The sequence below is a fragment of the Pseudokineococcus sp. 5B2Z-1 genome, assembly GCF_037482305.1.
GTDB lineage: Bacteria > Actinomycetota > Actinomycetes > Actinomycetales > Quadrisphaeraceae > Pseudokineococcus.
The window spans coordinates 834,408-848,776 of record NZ_JBBHZG010000002.1 but is presented as its reverse complement, the minus strand read 5'-3'; the positions used below and the strand labels follow the sequence as shown (position 1 = coordinate 848,776).

The window sequence follows — 14,369 nt, the reverse complement described above, 5'->3', positions numbered from 1 at the left end:
CCGTACCCGGTCCGGGAGGGCGCGCGGTGGACCTGGAGACGCCCCCGCGCACGCGGGGCGCCGTCCGCGGCGGCCTCGCCGGCTTCGTCCGCCGCTCCCCCGCCCGGCTCGCCGTCCTGGCGTTCGTGTCGGTGATCGGCGTCTTCACGGCGCTCCTCAGCCTCCCCGGGGCCACGAGCTCGGGCGAGCGAGCCCCCTTCGCCGACGCCCTCTTCACCGCCGTCTCCGCGGTGTGCGTGACGGGCCTCGTGACGGTGGACACGGCCACCTTCTGGTCCGACCTCGGCGAGGCGATCATCCTCGCGGGCATCGCCGTGGGCGGCTTCGGCGTCCTCGTCCTCGCGAGCCTGCTGGGCCTGCTCGTGTCCCGGCGGCTCGGGCTGTCCCAGCGCCTGCTCGCGCAGAACGAGACGAAGGCGCTGCGGCTCGGCGAGGTGGGCCTGCTGGTCCGCACCGTCATCCTCGCGTCGGTGGCCGTCGAGGTGGTCCTCGCCCTCGTGCTGCTGCCGCGCTTCCTCGTCGCGGGCGAGTCGCTGCCCGCCGCGGCCTGGCACGCCCTCTTCTACGGCGTCTCGTCCTTCAACAACGCCGGCTTCGTCTCGCACGCCGGCGGCCTGCCCGCGCTCGACGGGACGTCGCCCGCCGGCGACTGGTGGCTCTGCCTGCCGATCATGGTCGGCGTCGTCCTCGGCAGCCTCGGCTTCCCCGTGCTCCTCGTGCTGCGCGACCGCTGGCGCCACCCGCGCCGGTGGGGCCTGCACGCGCAGATGACCGTGGCCGGCACGGCCGTGCTGCTCGTCGTCGGCGCCGTCCTCATCGGGGCGATGGAGTGGGGCAACGCGCGCACGCTCGGCGCCCTGCCGTGGCCCGACCGCCTCCTCGCCACGGGCTTCGCCTCGGTGATGCCGCGCTCGGGCGGCTTCTCGACGCTCGACCTCACGGAGATGTCGACGGCGACCTGGCTCGTGCAGGACGCGCTCATGTTCGTCGGCGGCGGCAGCGCGTCGACGGCGGGCGGCATCCGCGTGACCACGCTGCTCGTCCTCGTCCTGGCCGTCGTCGCCGAGGCCCGCGGCGACCGCGACGCCGAGGTCTTCGGGCGCCGCGTGCCGCAGGCCTCCCTGCGCCTCGCCGTCGCCGTCGGCCTCGTCGGCACCTCGACCGTCCTCGTCGGCACGGTGGCGATGCTCGCCATCACCGGTGACAGCCTCGACGTCGTGCTCTTCGAGGTGATCTCGGCGTTCGCGACCGTCGGCCTGTCCGTCGGCGGCACCGCCGACCTGCCCGACGCCGGCAAGTACGTCCTCTCGGCGCTCATGGTCGTCGGGCGCACGGGCACCATGACCCTGGCCGCCGCCCTCGCCCTGCGCGAGAGCGGCCGGCTGTTCCGTCTCCCGGAGGAGAGGCCCATCGTTGGCTGACAGGACACGCGACGACGCCGTGCTCGTCATCGGGCTCGGCCGCTTCGGCAGCGCCATGGCCGCGGGCCTGGACCGCATGGGCCACGACGTGCTCGCCGTCGAGCGCGACCCCGAGCTCGTGCAGGAGTGGTCCGGCCGCCTCACGCACGTCGTCGAGGCCGACGCGACGAACGGCGACGCCCTCGCCCAGCTCGGCGCCCAGGACTTCCGCGTCGCGGTCGTCGGCATCGGAACCTCGCTCGAGGCGAGCGTGCTGACGACGTCGACCCTCGTGGACATGGGCGTGCCGCAGATCTGGGCGAAGGCCATCACGCCCTCCCACGGGCGGATCCTCACGCGCCTGGGCGCCCACCACGTCGTCTACCCGGAGGCGGACGCCGGCGAGCGCGTCGCCCACCTCGTCGGCGGGCGGCTGCTGGACTTCATCGAGTTCGACGACGGCTTCGCCATCGTCAAGATGCGCCCGCCGCGCGAGTGCCAGGGCTTCACCCTCGGGCAGAGCAAGGTGCGCGAGAAGTACGGCGTCACCGTCGTCGGGGTGAAGAGCCCCGGCGAGGACTTCCACTACGCCCAGCCCGACACGCGGGTGCGCGAGCGCGACCTCCTCATCGTCTCGGGGCGCACGAGCCTCATCGAGAAGTTCGCGGGGCGGCCGTGAGCGAGGGCGCCCCCGACCGGGCGACCGACCGGGCGACCGAGCGCGAGCTCGGCTACATCGCCATGCGGCTGCACGTGCTCGAGGCGCTGGCCCTCGCCGTCGAGCGGCGCGCCGAGCTCGTCGACCTCGTGGCCGACGCCCCCGACGTCACCGCGGCCGCCGACGCGCTGGGCGCGTGGGGGCTGGACGACGCCCAGGCGCGCGCGGTCCTCGACCTCCAGGTGCGCCGCCTCGCCGGGCGCGAGCGCGAGCGGCTGGACGCCGAGCGCGAGCGGCTGGTGGCGCGGCGCGCCGAGCTCGGCGGCTGAGACCGGCTCAGAGCCCTGCGGCGAAGGCGACCAGCAGCTGCCGGCCCTGGTCCCAGGCCCCCAGGCCGCTGTCGGCGTTGACGTGCCCCAGCCCGTCCAGCGCCACTGCGCCGGCGCCCCACGCCGTCGCCAGCGAGGCCGACGACGACGGGCTGGTGTGCGGGTCGTCGTCGCTGCTGACGAGCAGCACCGGGACTCCCGGTCGGACGGCGTCGGCGTGGTCGAAGCCGACGACGCCCGCGCGCGCCCTCCCCGCGCGGTCCGGCGGCGCGACGCAGAAGAGGCCCGCCACGCGCTCGGGAGCCCGCGCGGCCCACAGCACCGCGGCGTGGCACCCGAGGCTGTGGGCGACCACCAGCACCCGGTGCGCGCCCACCTCCCCCGCGGCGAGGACGCCGCCCGCCGCCCGGTCGGCGGCCCGGTCGAGGGCCTCGACCCAGTCGTCGGGCTCCGGCTCGTCCCACGAGCCGGGGGCGGTGCGGACGGCGCCGGCCAGCTCGCGCTCCCACAGGCTCTGCCAGTGGGACGGGCCCGAGCCTCCCAGCCCGGGCGCGACCACCACGGGAGCGGTCCTGACGTCCACGACACCCCCCGTCCGGCGGTGCACCGCGCACCGTGCAGGGCGGACGGTAGACCCGGGCTCAGCCGAGGACGGCCGTGGCCTCGAGCTCGACGAGCACGTCGGGCTCGAAGAGCAGGGAGACGCCGACGAGGGACGCTGGTGGCATCGGCGTCGGCAGCCCCACCTCCTCGGCCGCTGCCTCGACCCCGGCGGCGCGTCGTCGTCCGGACGGCGACTCGACGCCCGCGTGTCCCCGACGCTCCGTACCCTCGCGCCGGCGAAGCGGGTGCTGGTCCTCGGCCGCGGGGCAGCTGGCAAGTCGACCACGGCGCGGGCCCTGGCCGAGGTCACCGGCCTGCCGCTCCTCGAGCTCGACCAGCACTTCTGGGTCGACGGGGCGCGACCGCTGCGCGGCGAGGAGTGGATCAGCGTCCAGGAACGCCTGGCCAGCTGCGACCGGTGGGTCATGGACGGAGACCTCGGGCCCTACGACGTCCCAGGGCCTCGACTGCGCCGAGCCGACACCGTCGTCGTCCTCGACCTGCCCCTGGCCCGCTGCGCCTGGCGTGCCGCGCGTCGCTCCCGCGAGCGGGCCGACTTCTGGTGGTGGGTCATCACCTGGCGCCGCCTCAGCCGCCCCCGCGTGATGGACGCCATCACCGTCCACGCCCCTCGAGCGCAGGTCCACCTGCTGCGCAGCCCGGCCCAGGTGCGCCGCTTCCTCGCTGCCGCCTCGACCGACGCCCGCTGACGACTCCCGGTCGACGACCGCTCGACCCTCACCGTCCCCGCAAGGCGTCGCTGCGCTCACCGGGCCGTCGGCGACCGGTCCTGCCGGGGCTCCATGTACGCCACGGCGATGCCGTGACGCTCGGCGTGCTTGATCTCGCTCCGCGTGCTCCGGCCGACGTGACCACCCACGTTCACGACGTGGATCCGCTGGCTCAGGTCGATCTCGCGCTTGTGCAGCTCTCCGAGGTCGACGCCGTCGGCCGCCGGCGCGGCCGCGCCCCTCGGTTGCTCGAAGAAGCCGAGGCTGATGACGATGCGGCCTTCCAGGGTCAGGCGGCGCTGCTCCCGCTCGAAGACGTCGCGGAGGCGGCTCGACCCGCAGAGGCTCACCACCTCGGGCACGACTGCCGTCACGGCTCTCCCACCTCCAGCCTCGACGCACCCACCCCGCGCGCGACCACTCGCCTCAGCACCGCGCTGGTCCTCGATAAGACCCTGCCATGGCCCAGGGCCCGTCGTCGGTGCCCCAGTCACGATCGTCAACCGCGAGTAAGCCCTCCTCGACGGAGCCGGCTGCCTACCAAGTGGTTGACGCCAGAGGTACTCTCCGACCATGTCGACGCAGATCGCGATCCGCCTCGAAGCGCCCGAGCTCGCAGCCCTCGACGCCGAGGTCGCCGCAGGTCGCGCCGCCAATCGCTCCGAAGCCGTCCGACGCAGCATCGCCCGCCTCCAGCGCGAGCAGCGCTACCGCGCCGAGGAGACCCTCCTGCTCGACCTCGCCCGCCGCGGCGAACCGCTCTACCCGGACCTGCACCCAGCACCCGAGGGCACCACCCACCCCGAGCTCGACTGAGCGCCCCCGGACCGTGCGCACCATCGCCGTCGTCCAGCTCGACAAGCGACGACCAGCCCTGATCCTGACCCGCCACTCGAAGCTCCACCTGCTGCGGTGGGTCACCGTCGCGCCCATCACCAGCACCGTCCGCGGCATCACCAGCGAAGTTCCCGTCGGCCCCCGCAACGGGCTCGACCACGCGAGCGTGGTCAGCTGCGACAACATCGCCACCATCCCCGCGGGGGCCGTCGGGCACTCCGTCGGGCTTTTCTTCGACGATCAGGAACCCGAACTCGCCCGGGCCATCAGCGACGCCTTCGACCTGTTCATCACCAGACCGGAGTCCCCGTCTCCGGTCTGACACCACAATCGGCCAGGGCCACCCAGCCGTCCCGCAGCCGATCGTCATCTGACACGCCACGGGCACCCGCCGTCCGTTGGATTACTTCGCGCCAGTCCAGCCGACGGCGAGTCGCCAGCGGAGGCCGTCGCTGCCGCGCCATTCCGAAGGGCTTGTTGCGCACCTTGCCTTTCGGATCTACGGTCCGCGGCATGGCAGCCCGGCAGCCGAATCGCCGGCTCGACGACGTCCAGGACCTGCGGGTGATGGCGCACCCGCTGCGGGTGCGCCTGTACTACGCAATGATCGCGCTGGAGGCCGCGACGGCCTCGCGGCTGGCGGAGTCGGTCAACGAGTCACCGGCGCTGGTCAGCTATCACCTGCGTCAGCTGCGCGAGCACGGGTTCGTCGAGGAAGCCCCGGACCTGGTCAGCGACCGCCGGGAGCGGTGGTGGCGCCCGGCGACCGACGGGTTTCGCTTCGCCCTGCCCGAGGCCGACGACGTCCCCGAGGCCCGCGCCGCGGCGGTCGCGCTACAGCGCACCGCCCTGGCCAACCAGCTCGAGCGGCTGGAGTCCTGGCGCGACGAGCAGCCCTCCTGGGGCACGGAGTGGTCGCAGGCAGCGGTCTCCTCCGACGTCATGCTGCGGCTGACCGCGGCCGAGCTCGCCGCGATGAACGACGAGCTGCACGCGGTCCTGCGCGCCTACCGCGAACGTGCCCGCGACGACGCCCGGGCAGCCACCGACCCGGCCACCCGCAGCGGTCCCCCGACCGAGGAGCACCCCGCGCCCGGTGAGAGCGCGGACGCGGCCGACGGGCGCGAGCACGTCTTCCTCTTCCTGCACGCCTTCCCGTTCAGGCCGTGACCGTGACCGCCACCGCATCGCCGACCAGGGCGGCCTACCGCGACCTGAACGTGCTGCGGTGGATGGCCGGGCTGTTCCTCAGCCTGCTCGGCGACCAGGTCTTCTTCATCGCCCTGGCCTGGACCGCGACCCAGGTCGCCTCCCCCGCGGTCGCCGGGCTCGTTGTGGCCGCCGGCGCCGTCCCCCGCGCCGCCCTGATGCTCGGCGGCGGCGCCCTGGCCGACCGGGCCGGGCCCCGCCGCGCCGCCCTGGTCAGCGACGCCGCCCGGACCGCGGTGATGCTCGCCGTCGCCGCCCTGCTGCTGCTCGAGCAGCCCTCCGCCGCCGTGCTCATCACCCTGGCCGTCGCCTTCGGGATCGTTGACGCCGTCTTCATCCCCGCCGTCGGCGCGATGCCCGCCGTCCTCGTCGCCCCCGACGAGCTGACCCGTGTCACCGCGATGCGCCAGGTCGTCCACCGGGCGACCGCCGTCGCCGGCGCCCCGCTGGCCGGGTGGCTGATCGCCACGACCAGCCTGTCGGTCGTCTACCTCGTCTGCGCCGGGCTCTTCGCCGTCTCCGTCGCCGCCCTGACCGCCACCCGCACCCGCCCACGCCCGTCCCCGACCACTGGCCCGGTCGCGACCGAGGACGTCGGACAGCACGAGCGACCCGCCGGGCACGAGCCCGAGGCGGCGTCCCCGACCGGCGCCCGGCCCACCGCCCGACAGCTGGTCGACGACGTCACCGCCGGCCTGCGCTACGTCCGCGGGCACCAACTGCTGCTGCCTCTGCTCGTCCTGACCGCCGTCGCCGAGCTCGGCTTCGCCGGCGCCATCAACGTCGGCCTGCCGCTGCTGGCCGACGCCTCCGGCTGGGGCCCCCAGGGCGTCGGCTGGACCCTCGGCGCCTGGGGCGCCGCCGCCGCCCTCGCCTCGGTGGTCCTGACCCTCACCGGCTCACCCCGGCGCGCCGGCCTCGCCGGCCTCTGCTGCCTACCCGTCATGGGCCTGGCCCTCGCCGGCATCGCCCTCGCCCCCGACCTGGAGACCGCCGTCGTGGCCGCCGCCTTCCTCGGCCTCGGCTCCGGGATCATCGCCCCCGTCTTCGGCGGCCTCACCCTCGCCGCCGCCGACCCCGACCAGGTAGGACGCGTCATGTCCGTCGCCAGCCTCGCCAGCCTCGGCGGCGCCCCCCTGGCCTACGCCGCCACCGGAGTCCTCGTCGACCTCACCACCCCAGCCACGCCCTTCCTCCTCGGCGGCGCCTTCGTCACCGCCACCGGCCTCGCGGCCCTCGGCTCGCGCGCCATACGCACCGCTCGGCGCGACGCCGCCACCACATGACCTCCTCGACCAAGGACAACCCCGTCCCACGGACGATCACTGGCCGGACAGCGTCCCGCTGTCGCTCACTGGCCGGACAGCGTCCCGCTGTCGCTCACTGGCCGGACAGCGTCCCGCTGTCGCTCACTGTCCGGCCAGCGTCCCGCTGTCGCTCACTGTCCGGCCAGCGTCCCGCTGTCGCTCACTGTCCGGCCAGCGTCCCGCTGTCGCTCACTGTCCGGCCAGCGTCCCGCTGTCGCTCACTGGCCGGACAGCGTCCCGCTGTCGCTCACTGGCCGGACAGCGTCCCGCTGTCGCTCGCTGGCCGGACAGCGTCCCGCTGTCGATTGTTGACTGGACGGTTTCGGCGCCGGGCTGCCTGGCCCCGTCCGCGCTCAGCTCCGAGCGTCCGGGTGGGACAAGTAGCCGAACATGAAGACGCTGGTCGTCCCAGCGCACGCCTCGCGGGTAGCTGCGTCGGCCTCCTGGTCACCACCGGCGAAGTCGATAACCTCGCCGGCCTCGATGGTCCGGCCCGTCGGCAGGCGCACCCCCACCCGGTCCTCCAACGGTCGACTACCCCGGGGCCACGACACGACCATGCCGGTGCCGTCGACGATGCCCAGGCACCCACCAACGACGCCGACGGTGCCGCTGGCCGAGGCCTCCATCGCCGAGTCGACCGGTGAGGTGGCCACCACAGCCGCCCCATGGGCGCCGACCAACACCCGCGCCGGCGTGCCACTGCCCGGAGGGTGACCCATCAAGTAGATCCCCCCGGCCAGGCCGCCGACCAGGGCGACCGCCGTGACGTAGCCGGCCAGGGCGCCAGGCCGCTTCGACCGGAGCACCGCCGAGATGGGCACCACACGAGCCTGGCACCACGCCTGAGCGGCGCGCCCACCTTTCGCCATAGACGTCGCCAACTCGTCATCCCGCTGACGATCGCTGGCCGGACAGCGTCCCGCTGTTGATCGTGATCCGGGACGGACGTCAGCCGCGTACGTCCACCTGGACAGCTCTGCGGGTCGCAGACTGAAGCCGTGGACCAGTGGCGCACCGTCCTGACCCTCGAGATCGGCCCACGCACCTGCCGCGCCTCGCTCGTCGAGCAGCAGCACCCCGCCCACGTCTCCGCAGTAGCGACCGGCCACCCCGTGCCCACCGGCGACTACGCCGCCGTCGTCAGCTACCGAGGCACCTACGACCCGCCCGAGCTCACCCACACCACCTTCACCCGCACCACCACGAGACCAGCCCCCACGGCACCGGGTGACGTCCGCGCCCTGCTCGACCTCGCGCTGGCCGTCCCCGGACGCCACCACGACGACGCCGAAGCCGTCGCAGCAGTGGCCATCTGCCGCCCCTGCCCCGGCACCGACGCCGAGGACCTGCTCGCCGCCCTTCTCCCCGAGGTGCCCGTGGTCGGCGTCGATGCCCTCGACGTCCTCGCCCGCGGCGCCGTCATCGGCGACGTCCTCCTGACCCTCGACGCCGGTACCGACGACCACGGCGACCCGCTGGTGCACTCGGCTGTCTACGACGACCTCGGCGGACGCCTCAGCGACCCCCGCACCGACACGGCGGACGAGCTGGCCGCCCTCGTCCGCCAAGACACCCGCCTCGGCTGCCCCGCCAGCACGGGCATCCACCACGTCCTCGGCGACGCCGCCACCACCGTCGCCGCCCGCTTGCACGGCACCCGCATCACCGAGGGCCCCTACGCCGGCGACCGCATCACGTCCTCACCACCGCACCACCCCGACCCCGCAGCGGCCGTCGCAGCCGCCGCGACGCGCCTCTCATGGCCACGCTGACCGCAGCAGCTCACCCAACGCCGATCGCTGACCGGACAGCGTCCCGCTGTCGATCGCCTCCGGACACGGCCGCGGATGGACCTGTGACTGGTCAGCTCCCGCTGTCGTCGAAGCGGATCGTCAGCGTGCTGCTGTAGGCCCCGTCCTGGTCCGGGCCGTCGTGATCGACCGGTTCTACGCCGGTCGGCCACGCCCGCAGCGCGCGGTAGCTGTAGCCGTCCTCGTCGGCCGGCTCCCACTCGAGCTCGACGTCCTGGCCCGGCGCCAGGTTGCGGAAGCCGTCGACGGCGATGCTCGACCAGTGCGTCCAGCACCCGCCGGGCGTCTCGGGCGCGTCGAGAACGCCCCAGCCTTCAGCCTCGTCCCACTCGCGCACTACCGCCGTGACCGCCACGGGCCCATCGTGCCCACGCCGGGAGGCGTCGGGGTCCAGCTGCACCGGATGACGATCGGCTACCGGCATGCTCGGCGAGCCCATCGTCTGCTGGGATTAGCTAGACGCCGGATCGATGGGCCGTCCGTACAGACGAGGAGTGGGGGCCGGTGGTGGCTGAGGACGCCCAGACCCTCGTCGATGCTGGTTGCGACGCCTCGGACCAGGGCCGACACCGGGAGGCCGAGGGGCTCTTCCGCCGCGCCGTCGACCTCGGGGAGGAGTGGGTCTGGTTCAACATCGGCAACGAGCTCAGGGCTCAGGGTCGACTGACCGACGCGGTCAAGGCCTACCAACGCGCGCTGGCCGCCGGCGAGACCGACGCCTGGCTCAACCTCGGCGCCTGCCTGGACGACCTCGGCGACCTCGTCGCCGCGATGGACGCCTATCGCGGCGCCGCCGCGGCTGGCGACCTGACCGGCTACGTCCAGCTCGCCCACCTGCTGCGTGAGCACGACGAGGGTGAACTGGCCGTCGAGGCCCTGTCCACCGCCGCCGAGGAGGGCAGCGACCTGGCCGCCGCCGTTCTGGCCTGCTGGGAGTGGGACCGGACGCTCGACCCCACTCTTGAGTTGAGGCTGCGCGCCGGCGCCGAGCACTACAGCTCAGCGCGAGCCGACCTGGCGGACCTCCTGCGCAGCACCGGGCGCCCCGAGGAGGCCCGCGCCGAGCTCGAGCGCGGCTGCGCCGCGGGACAGCGCGACTGCTGGCTGCCGCTGGGCAACCACCTCGCCGACCACGCCGGTGACCCCGTCGCCGCAGAAGCCGCCTACCGGGCCGGTATCGACGCCGGCGACTCGAACTGCCACCACAACCTCGCCATCCTGCTCCTCGACCTCGGCCGCACCCACGACGCCATCACGCACCTACGGGCTGGCGCCGACGCGGGCGACGCCCTCGCGGCTCGTGCCCTGCGCGATGTCCTCGACGAGCGAGACGACACCTGAGCCCTCCACCCCGCAGGGGATCGCTGGCCGGACAGCGTCCCGCTGACGATCGCTATCCGGCACGCAGACGAGACCATGTGGCCATGGACGGACGTGGCGCGCTCGATGTGGTCGAGGTGCGGCCCGGTGACCCGCAGCGGGTACTGACGCTGCTACCTGGCCGCGGGTACACCCCGCAGGCCCCGCTGCTGCACTTCACCAGCTCTCTGCTGCTCGAGCGCGGATGGACGGTGCGGGAGGTGTGGTGGGGCCGGCTGCCGCCGACCGGGGACCCGGAGACCGACGCCCGGCAGGCGCTGGTCGAGGGCGAGCGGGCGCTGCGCGCCGTGCAGGCACGCGAGCACGTGGTGGTGGCGAAGTCGCTAGGGACACGGCTGCTGCCGGTCGCCCGCGAGCTCGGGCTACCCGGGGTGTGGCTGACGCCGCTGCTGCGCGAGGACGTCGTCCGCGGCGCGCTGGGCGCCCCGGACAAGCCCTCACTGTTGGTCGGCGGCACCGCGGACAACGCCGCCTGGGACCCCGAGGTCGCCGAGCAGGCCCGCCTCGACGGCTGGGACGTGCTGGAGGTGCCCGGTGCCGACCACTCCCTCGAGCTGCCCGGGGACGCCCGCGGGTCCCTGCGCGTGCTCGAGCAGGTCCTGGACCGGGTCGAGGGCCTGATCGGCCGGCTGCAGCGATGACCGTCGACGCCGAAGGGCGGGACGGTGAGGCACCGACGACCGTGGTGGTGCACGACCGGGTAGACGTCGACCGCGTAGACGAGCTGCCCGCTGCCCCGACGGGGCTGCGGTGGGTCGACTTCCTCGGCGGGACGCGGAACCTGCGCTGCTACCTCGTCGAGGGCGGCGTCGTACGGCACGAGCTGATGGCCGCCGTCGACGACCTGGACCGCGTCCACGACCCGGTCCTGGTCCATGCCGGAGTGACGGTGCGCCAGGACTCCTCCTACGCGCTGCCCGGCTTCTACGTCGTCGCCCTGGACGGGCACGTGCCTGCCCTCGACGGCGCCGGCGACGCGCAGACCGTCGCCCTCGCTCTGGCCGTGCGAGAGGTCCGCCGTGGCATGCGCGAGGCCTTAGGGATCGAGCTGGTGCACCTGCATTACGAGGAGAAGCCGCGCGCGTCCTCCCACGTGCACCAGTGGCTCGTACCGGTCCACGCCGAGCACGCGGCGGGCTCGACGTCGCTGATGCGCCTGGACCTGCACGCTTACCTGGCCTGCTTCGTCTTCCGCGAGCAGCGGGCGGCGATCCTGGCCGCCAACGAGAGCTTGCGTGCCCACTTCGACGCCACGGGCACCAGAGAGCGGCTCGACGCCGCGCTGGGCAGCCTGCGCGCCTGAAGCACCCGCACGCCGCGACGTCCACGCGGAAAGGGATCCTCCGCTGACGATCGCTGGCCGGACAGCGTCCCGCTGTCAATCGCTCAGCGGGGAACGCCGGCGTTGCTACATGGCCTCCGCCACCGCGGCGAGGTCGGCCAAAGTCTCGATGCGACTCGCCCCAGATGGCGTCCCCGCGCTGACGCGGTCCAGGTGGACGACGTGCAGGCCAGCAGCGGCAGCTCCCACCACGTCGACGGCGTGGTCGTCACCGACGTAGAGGACCTGCTGTGGCACCAGACCGAGGTACTCACAGAGGGCATGGAACGCGCCGATGGCGGGCTTAGCCACGCCCAGCGTCTCAGAGGTCAGCACCGGACCGACGCGCCCGAGCAGACCGATGTGAGCCAGCTTGTCGTTCTGCTGGGCGGTGTTGCCATTGGTCAGCACCGCCGTGGCCAACCCGGCCTGCTGCAACTCGTCCAGGGCAGGTTGGACGTCCGGGTAACCGCACCAGGCCCGCTGGTAGGCGGCCAGGTAGCCCTCGAAGACGGCGTCCAGCTCTTCGTCGTCACCGACCGGGTGGCCGATCAGTGGCAGCACATCGCGCAGCCGGCGGCGGCGCTGCTCGGCGAAGCTGATGTGGCCTTCGCGCCAGGCGGTGAAGTGGCGGGCCTCCGCGGTCGTCCAGGCGGTGGCCAGCTCTTCGTCCCAGGTGGCGCCGAGGTCCGAGGCCCAAGCCCGCAGCCCCTGCCGGGCGGCGGTCTGGTGGTCGAACAGGGTCCCGTCGAGATCGAAAGCGACTGCCGCCAGCACCACGACCGCCACCTTAAGGACGCCGCACCTGCATGTGGCGACAAGTCCACGATGTCACCGTTAGCCGACCGAGTGGCGGCACGGCCGCGGCCGCCGGAGGCCGGCGCCGCCACTCCCCCGTGGCCGTCCCACTCCGGATCCTCAACCGGAAGATGCGCGACGCTGTGGCGGTGGTGAGTGAGTCGGTCAGGAGCAACGACAGCACTCCTCGGGTAGCCGGCCGGGTGGTGCTCGTCCATCGGCCCACGGGGCGACTGCTGCTGCAGCTGCACGGGTGGCCGCACGAGCCGCACTGGGCCACCCCCGGGGGTGGCGTGGAGGACAGCGAGACACCACGGGACGCCGCGAGGCGGGAACTCACCGAGGAGACCGGCCGTCGCGACGAGCCGGGTGCAGAACTCTTCATCTGGGAGCACGACTACGTCTTCGCCGCCGCGCCCGTCCTCCAGCGCGAGACCTACTTCCTCGTCGAGACAGACGACGACACCGTGCCAGTACAGGTCCCGGACACCATGGACGGCATCGTGCGACGAGCCTGGGTCACGCTCGAGGACATCGGGGCGCTGGCCGAGCCGGTGTGGCCACTGGACCTGGTGGCCCGGGTCACCGACCTCGTCCCCCACTTGCGACGGCAGCCCATCAGCGGAAGCCAGGTCGAGACGTGGGAGTCGCGAGTCCGGGAGGTCTGGGCCTCCGCTGACGATCGTCCTGAGGCGGAGGTCCTCCAGTCCGTCGAGGAGCTCGCCGGCGAGCTCTTGTCGAGTGACCCGAAAGCTCTGTTCGAGCGGGCGTCGGCGCACGACTACGCCGGCCGGGAAGCAGAGGCCGAGCACCTGTACCGCCAAGCCCTGGATGCCGGGCTTTCGGGTGCACGACGCGCAGAGGCGGTCATCCAGCTCGCCAGCACCCTTCGACTCCTCGGCCGCCCCGCCGAGGCCGTCACCCTCCTGGACCACGAGAGGACCACGGCAGCAGCCGACGACCTCGACGGCGCCCGTACCGCCTTCCTCGCTCTCGCCCTCATCGACGCCGGCCAAGGGCGACGAGCTCTGGCGGAAGCGCTGAACGCCCTGGCCGACCACCTGCCCCGCTACCAGCGCGCGGTGCGGCACTACGCCGATGATCTGCGGTCGTTAGAGGAGTGACAGCGCGCGTCCGGAGACGATGGACATCCGGACGCCCCCAGGCCGCCGCAGCGTCGGGACTCCCGCACGCCGCAGCGCGTCCCGTTCGACTCGAGGTTTGCGCGGGCGACCGAGGCCGCACGTGCGGTCTCCGACCGAGCCGCCGTGGCAGGGTCCACACGTGGAACTCCATCGAGTCATGCAGCGCCTCGGCCTCGCCGAGAGGCCTGGCGGACCACCACCACTCCCCCAGCGTGTAGCGCTGACCTACCTCGGCGTCGTCCTGGCCGCGACCGGACTCATGTTCCTCGGCGTCTTGCTGTCCTTCGCCGCCGTCTCCGCCGCCGTCTACGTCTCGCTCTACCTACTCGGCGCCGCCGTCTTGGTGGTCAACGTCATCTGGATGCGTCGGTACCGGCGAAGCCGCGCCCCGAAGTAGACGCACCCGCCCTCCCGGCAAGCCATCGCTGGCCGGACAGCGTCCCGCTGTCGATCGCTGGTCGGTCAGCGTCCCGCTGACGATCGCTGCGCGGGAAGGGCGAGTGAAGGAGTCGGGGCGGCGAGAGGACGGGCACCCGCCCTACCAGTGGCAGCTCAACTTCGGTCGAGGGGTGAAGCGCCTGCTCTATGCGTCCAGAAGTGAGCCTTCGGATCGGTCCCTCTGAGCGTCGTCCAGCGCCGTTGCGAGGGCCTGGAGTGAGGCCACGCAGATCCGCAAAATGGCCATATTGGGAGAGTTCTCAGATAGTGCAAGTGTGCTCTCGCGTCCGCGTCCCGCGCCAGCCACGGTAGTGACATGTCGAGGCTCGCAGCTCCTACTACAAGCCGGACCGGTCGCCCACGCCCGCGAGAACCACAAGCACGGGCCGCCGCGGGGCC

19 protein-coding genes and 1 pseudogene are annotated in these 14,369 nt (G+C 73.4%); 14 read left to right on the top strand and 6 right to left on the bottom strand.

What is annotated here, in order from left to right:
• Positions 1–32 precede the first annotated feature (32 nt).
• Genes WDV85_RS08015 through WDV85_RS08005 form a run of 3 tightly spaced genes read left to right on the top strand, consistent with a single transcriptional unit; the run spans position 33 to position 2,387 of the window.
• Positions 33–1,421, top strand: coding sequence for a TrkH family potassium uptake protein (locus tag WDV85_RS08015; RefSeq protein ID WP_445263263.1), 1,389 nt, complete (start codon positions 33–35; stop codon positions 1,419–1,421).
• Positions 1,414–2,079, top strand: a complete 666-nt coding sequence (locus WDV85_RS08010; RefSeq protein WP_171203653.1) for a potassium channel family protein — start codon at positions 1,414–1,416, stop codon at positions 2,077–2,079. The genes WDV85_RS08015 and WDV85_RS08010 overlap by 8 nt, the downstream gene beginning before the upstream one ends.
• Positions 2,076–2,387, top strand: a complete 312-nt coding sequence (locus WDV85_RS08005; RefSeq protein WP_339570132.1) for a hypothetical protein — start codon at positions 2,076–2,078, stop codon at positions 2,385–2,387. Before WDV85_RS08010 ends, WDV85_RS08005 begins: the two co-directional genes overlap by 4 nt.
• A gap of 7 nt (positions 2,388–2,394) precedes the next feature.
• On the opposite strand, the gene WDV85_RS08000 is transcribed toward WDV85_RS08005, so the two are convergent.
• Positions 2,395–2,949: an RBBP9/YdeN family alpha/beta hydrolase gene (locus WDV85_RS08000; protein WP_339570131.1), complete on the bottom strand. Its 555-nt coding sequence runs from the start codon at positions 2,947–2,949 to the stop codon at positions 2,395–2,397.
• Positions 2,950–3,028: 79 nt separating this feature from the next.
• A pseudogene (locus WDV85_RS17115) lies at positions 3,029–3,160 on the bottom strand (RidA family protein); the annotation flags it as partial.
• Positions 3,161–3,196: 36 nt separating this feature from the next.
• On the opposite strand from WDV85_RS17115, the gene WDV85_RS07995 reads away from it, so the two are divergent.
• Entirely contained in the window at positions 3,197–3,700 is a 504-nt protein-coding gene (locus tag WDV85_RS07995; RefSeq protein ID WP_339570130.1) for a hypothetical protein, read from the top strand.
• Positions 3,701–3,756: 56 nt separating this feature from the next.
• On the opposite strand, the gene WDV85_RS07990 is transcribed toward WDV85_RS07995, so the two are convergent.
• A complete protein-coding gene (locus WDV85_RS07990; protein WP_339570129.1) occupies positions 3,757–4,095 on the bottom strand; it encodes a hypothetical protein in 339 nt (112 codons plus the stop codon).
• Positions 4,096–4,294: 199 nt separating this feature from the next.
• Between WDV85_RS07990 and WDV85_RS07985 the strand changes: the two genes are divergently transcribed.
• From WDV85_RS07985 to WDV85_RS07970, 4 genes are all read left to right on the top strand, one after another.
• Positions 4,295–4,537: a ribbon-helix-helix domain-containing protein gene (locus WDV85_RS07985; protein WP_339570128.1), complete on the top strand. Its 243-nt coding sequence runs from the start codon at positions 4,295–4,297 to the stop codon at positions 4,535–4,537.
• Positions 4,538–4,550: 13 nt separating this feature from the next.
• Positions 4,551–4,880, top strand: a complete 330-nt coding sequence (locus WDV85_RS07980) for a type II toxin-antitoxin system PemK/MazF family toxin (protein ID WP_339570127.1) — start codon at positions 4,551–4,553, stop codon at positions 4,878–4,880.
• 191 nt (positions 4,881–5,071) lie between these two features.
• The gene (locus WDV85_RS07975) at positions 5,072–5,728 is read left to right on the top strand and encodes a winged helix-turn-helix domain-containing protein (protein WP_339570126.1); all 657 of its coding nucleotides are present in this window, start codon (positions 5,072–5,074) and stop codon (positions 5,726–5,728) included.
• A gap of 2 nt (positions 5,729–5,730) precedes the next feature.
• Entirely contained in the window at positions 5,731–7,053 is a 1,323-nt protein-coding gene (locus WDV85_RS07970) for an MFS transporter (protein WP_339570125.1), read from the top strand.
• Between the two features lie 374 nt (positions 7,054–7,427).
• On the opposite strand, the gene WDV85_RS07965 is transcribed toward WDV85_RS07970, so the two are convergent.
• Complete coding sequence (locus WDV85_RS07965; protein ID WP_339570124.1) at positions 7,428–7,898, bottom strand: hypothetical protein; 471 nt, start codon at positions 7,896–7,898, stop codon at positions 7,428–7,430.
• A 177-nt stretch (positions 7,899–8,075) separates the two neighbouring features.
• On the opposite strand from WDV85_RS07965, the gene WDV85_RS07960 reads away from it, so the two are divergent.
• A complete protein-coding gene (locus WDV85_RS07960; RefSeq protein WP_339570123.1) occupies positions 8,076–8,849 on the top strand; it encodes a hypothetical protein in 774 nt (257 codons plus the stop codon).
• A gap of 91 nt (positions 8,850–8,940) precedes the next feature.
• Here the strand turns inward: WDV85_RS07960 and WDV85_RS07955 are convergent, their stop codons facing one another.
• Complete coding sequence (locus WDV85_RS07955; RefSeq protein WP_339570122.1) at positions 8,941–9,243, bottom strand: hypothetical protein; 303 nt, start codon at positions 9,241–9,243, stop codon at positions 8,941–8,943.
• Between the two features lie 152 nt (positions 9,244–9,395).
• Between WDV85_RS07955 and WDV85_RS07950 the strand changes: the two genes are divergently transcribed.
• The 3 genes from WDV85_RS07950 to WDV85_RS07940 all read left to right on the top strand — a co-directional run bounded on the left by WDV85_RS07950 (position 9,396) and on the right by WDV85_RS07940 (position 11,571).
• Positions 9,396–10,229, top strand: a complete 834-nt coding sequence (locus tag WDV85_RS07950) for a tetratricopeptide repeat protein (protein ID WP_339570121.1) — start codon at positions 9,396–9,398, stop codon at positions 10,227–10,229.
• An 83-nt stretch (positions 10,230–10,312) separates the two neighbouring features.
• On the top strand, positions 10,313–10,909 hold the full coding sequence (locus WDV85_RS07945; protein WP_339570120.1) for a hypothetical protein: 597 nt from the start codon (positions 10,313–10,315) through the stop codon (positions 10,907–10,909).
• A gap of 47 nt (positions 10,910–10,956) precedes the next feature.
• Entirely contained in the window at positions 10,957–11,571 is a 615-nt protein-coding gene (locus WDV85_RS07940; protein ID WP_339570119.1) for a hypothetical protein, read from the top strand.
• 105 nt (positions 11,572–11,676) lie between these two features.
• Here WDV85_RS07940 and WDV85_RS07935 read toward each other — a convergent pair whose 3' ends face one another.
• A complete protein-coding gene (locus tag WDV85_RS07935) occupies positions 11,677–12,369 on the bottom strand; it encodes an HAD family hydrolase (RefSeq protein WP_339570118.1) in 693 nt (230 codons plus the stop codon).
• Positions 12,370–12,398: 29 nt separating this feature from the next.
• Between WDV85_RS07935 and WDV85_RS07930 the strand changes: the two genes are divergently transcribed.
• Both WDV85_RS07930 and WDV85_RS07925 read left to right on the top strand, forming a co-directional pair.
• Positions 12,399–13,511, top strand: a complete 1,113-nt coding sequence (locus WDV85_RS07930; RefSeq protein WP_339570117.1) for a tetratricopeptide repeat protein — start codon at positions 12,399–12,401, stop codon at positions 13,509–13,511.
• A 160-nt stretch (positions 13,512–13,671) separates the two neighbouring features.
• On the top strand, positions 13,672–13,929 hold the full coding sequence (locus WDV85_RS07925; RefSeq protein ID WP_339570116.1) for a hypothetical protein: 258 nt from the start codon (positions 13,672–13,674) through the stop codon (positions 13,927–13,929).
• The last annotated feature ends 440 nt before the right edge of the window (positions 13,930–14,369 follow it).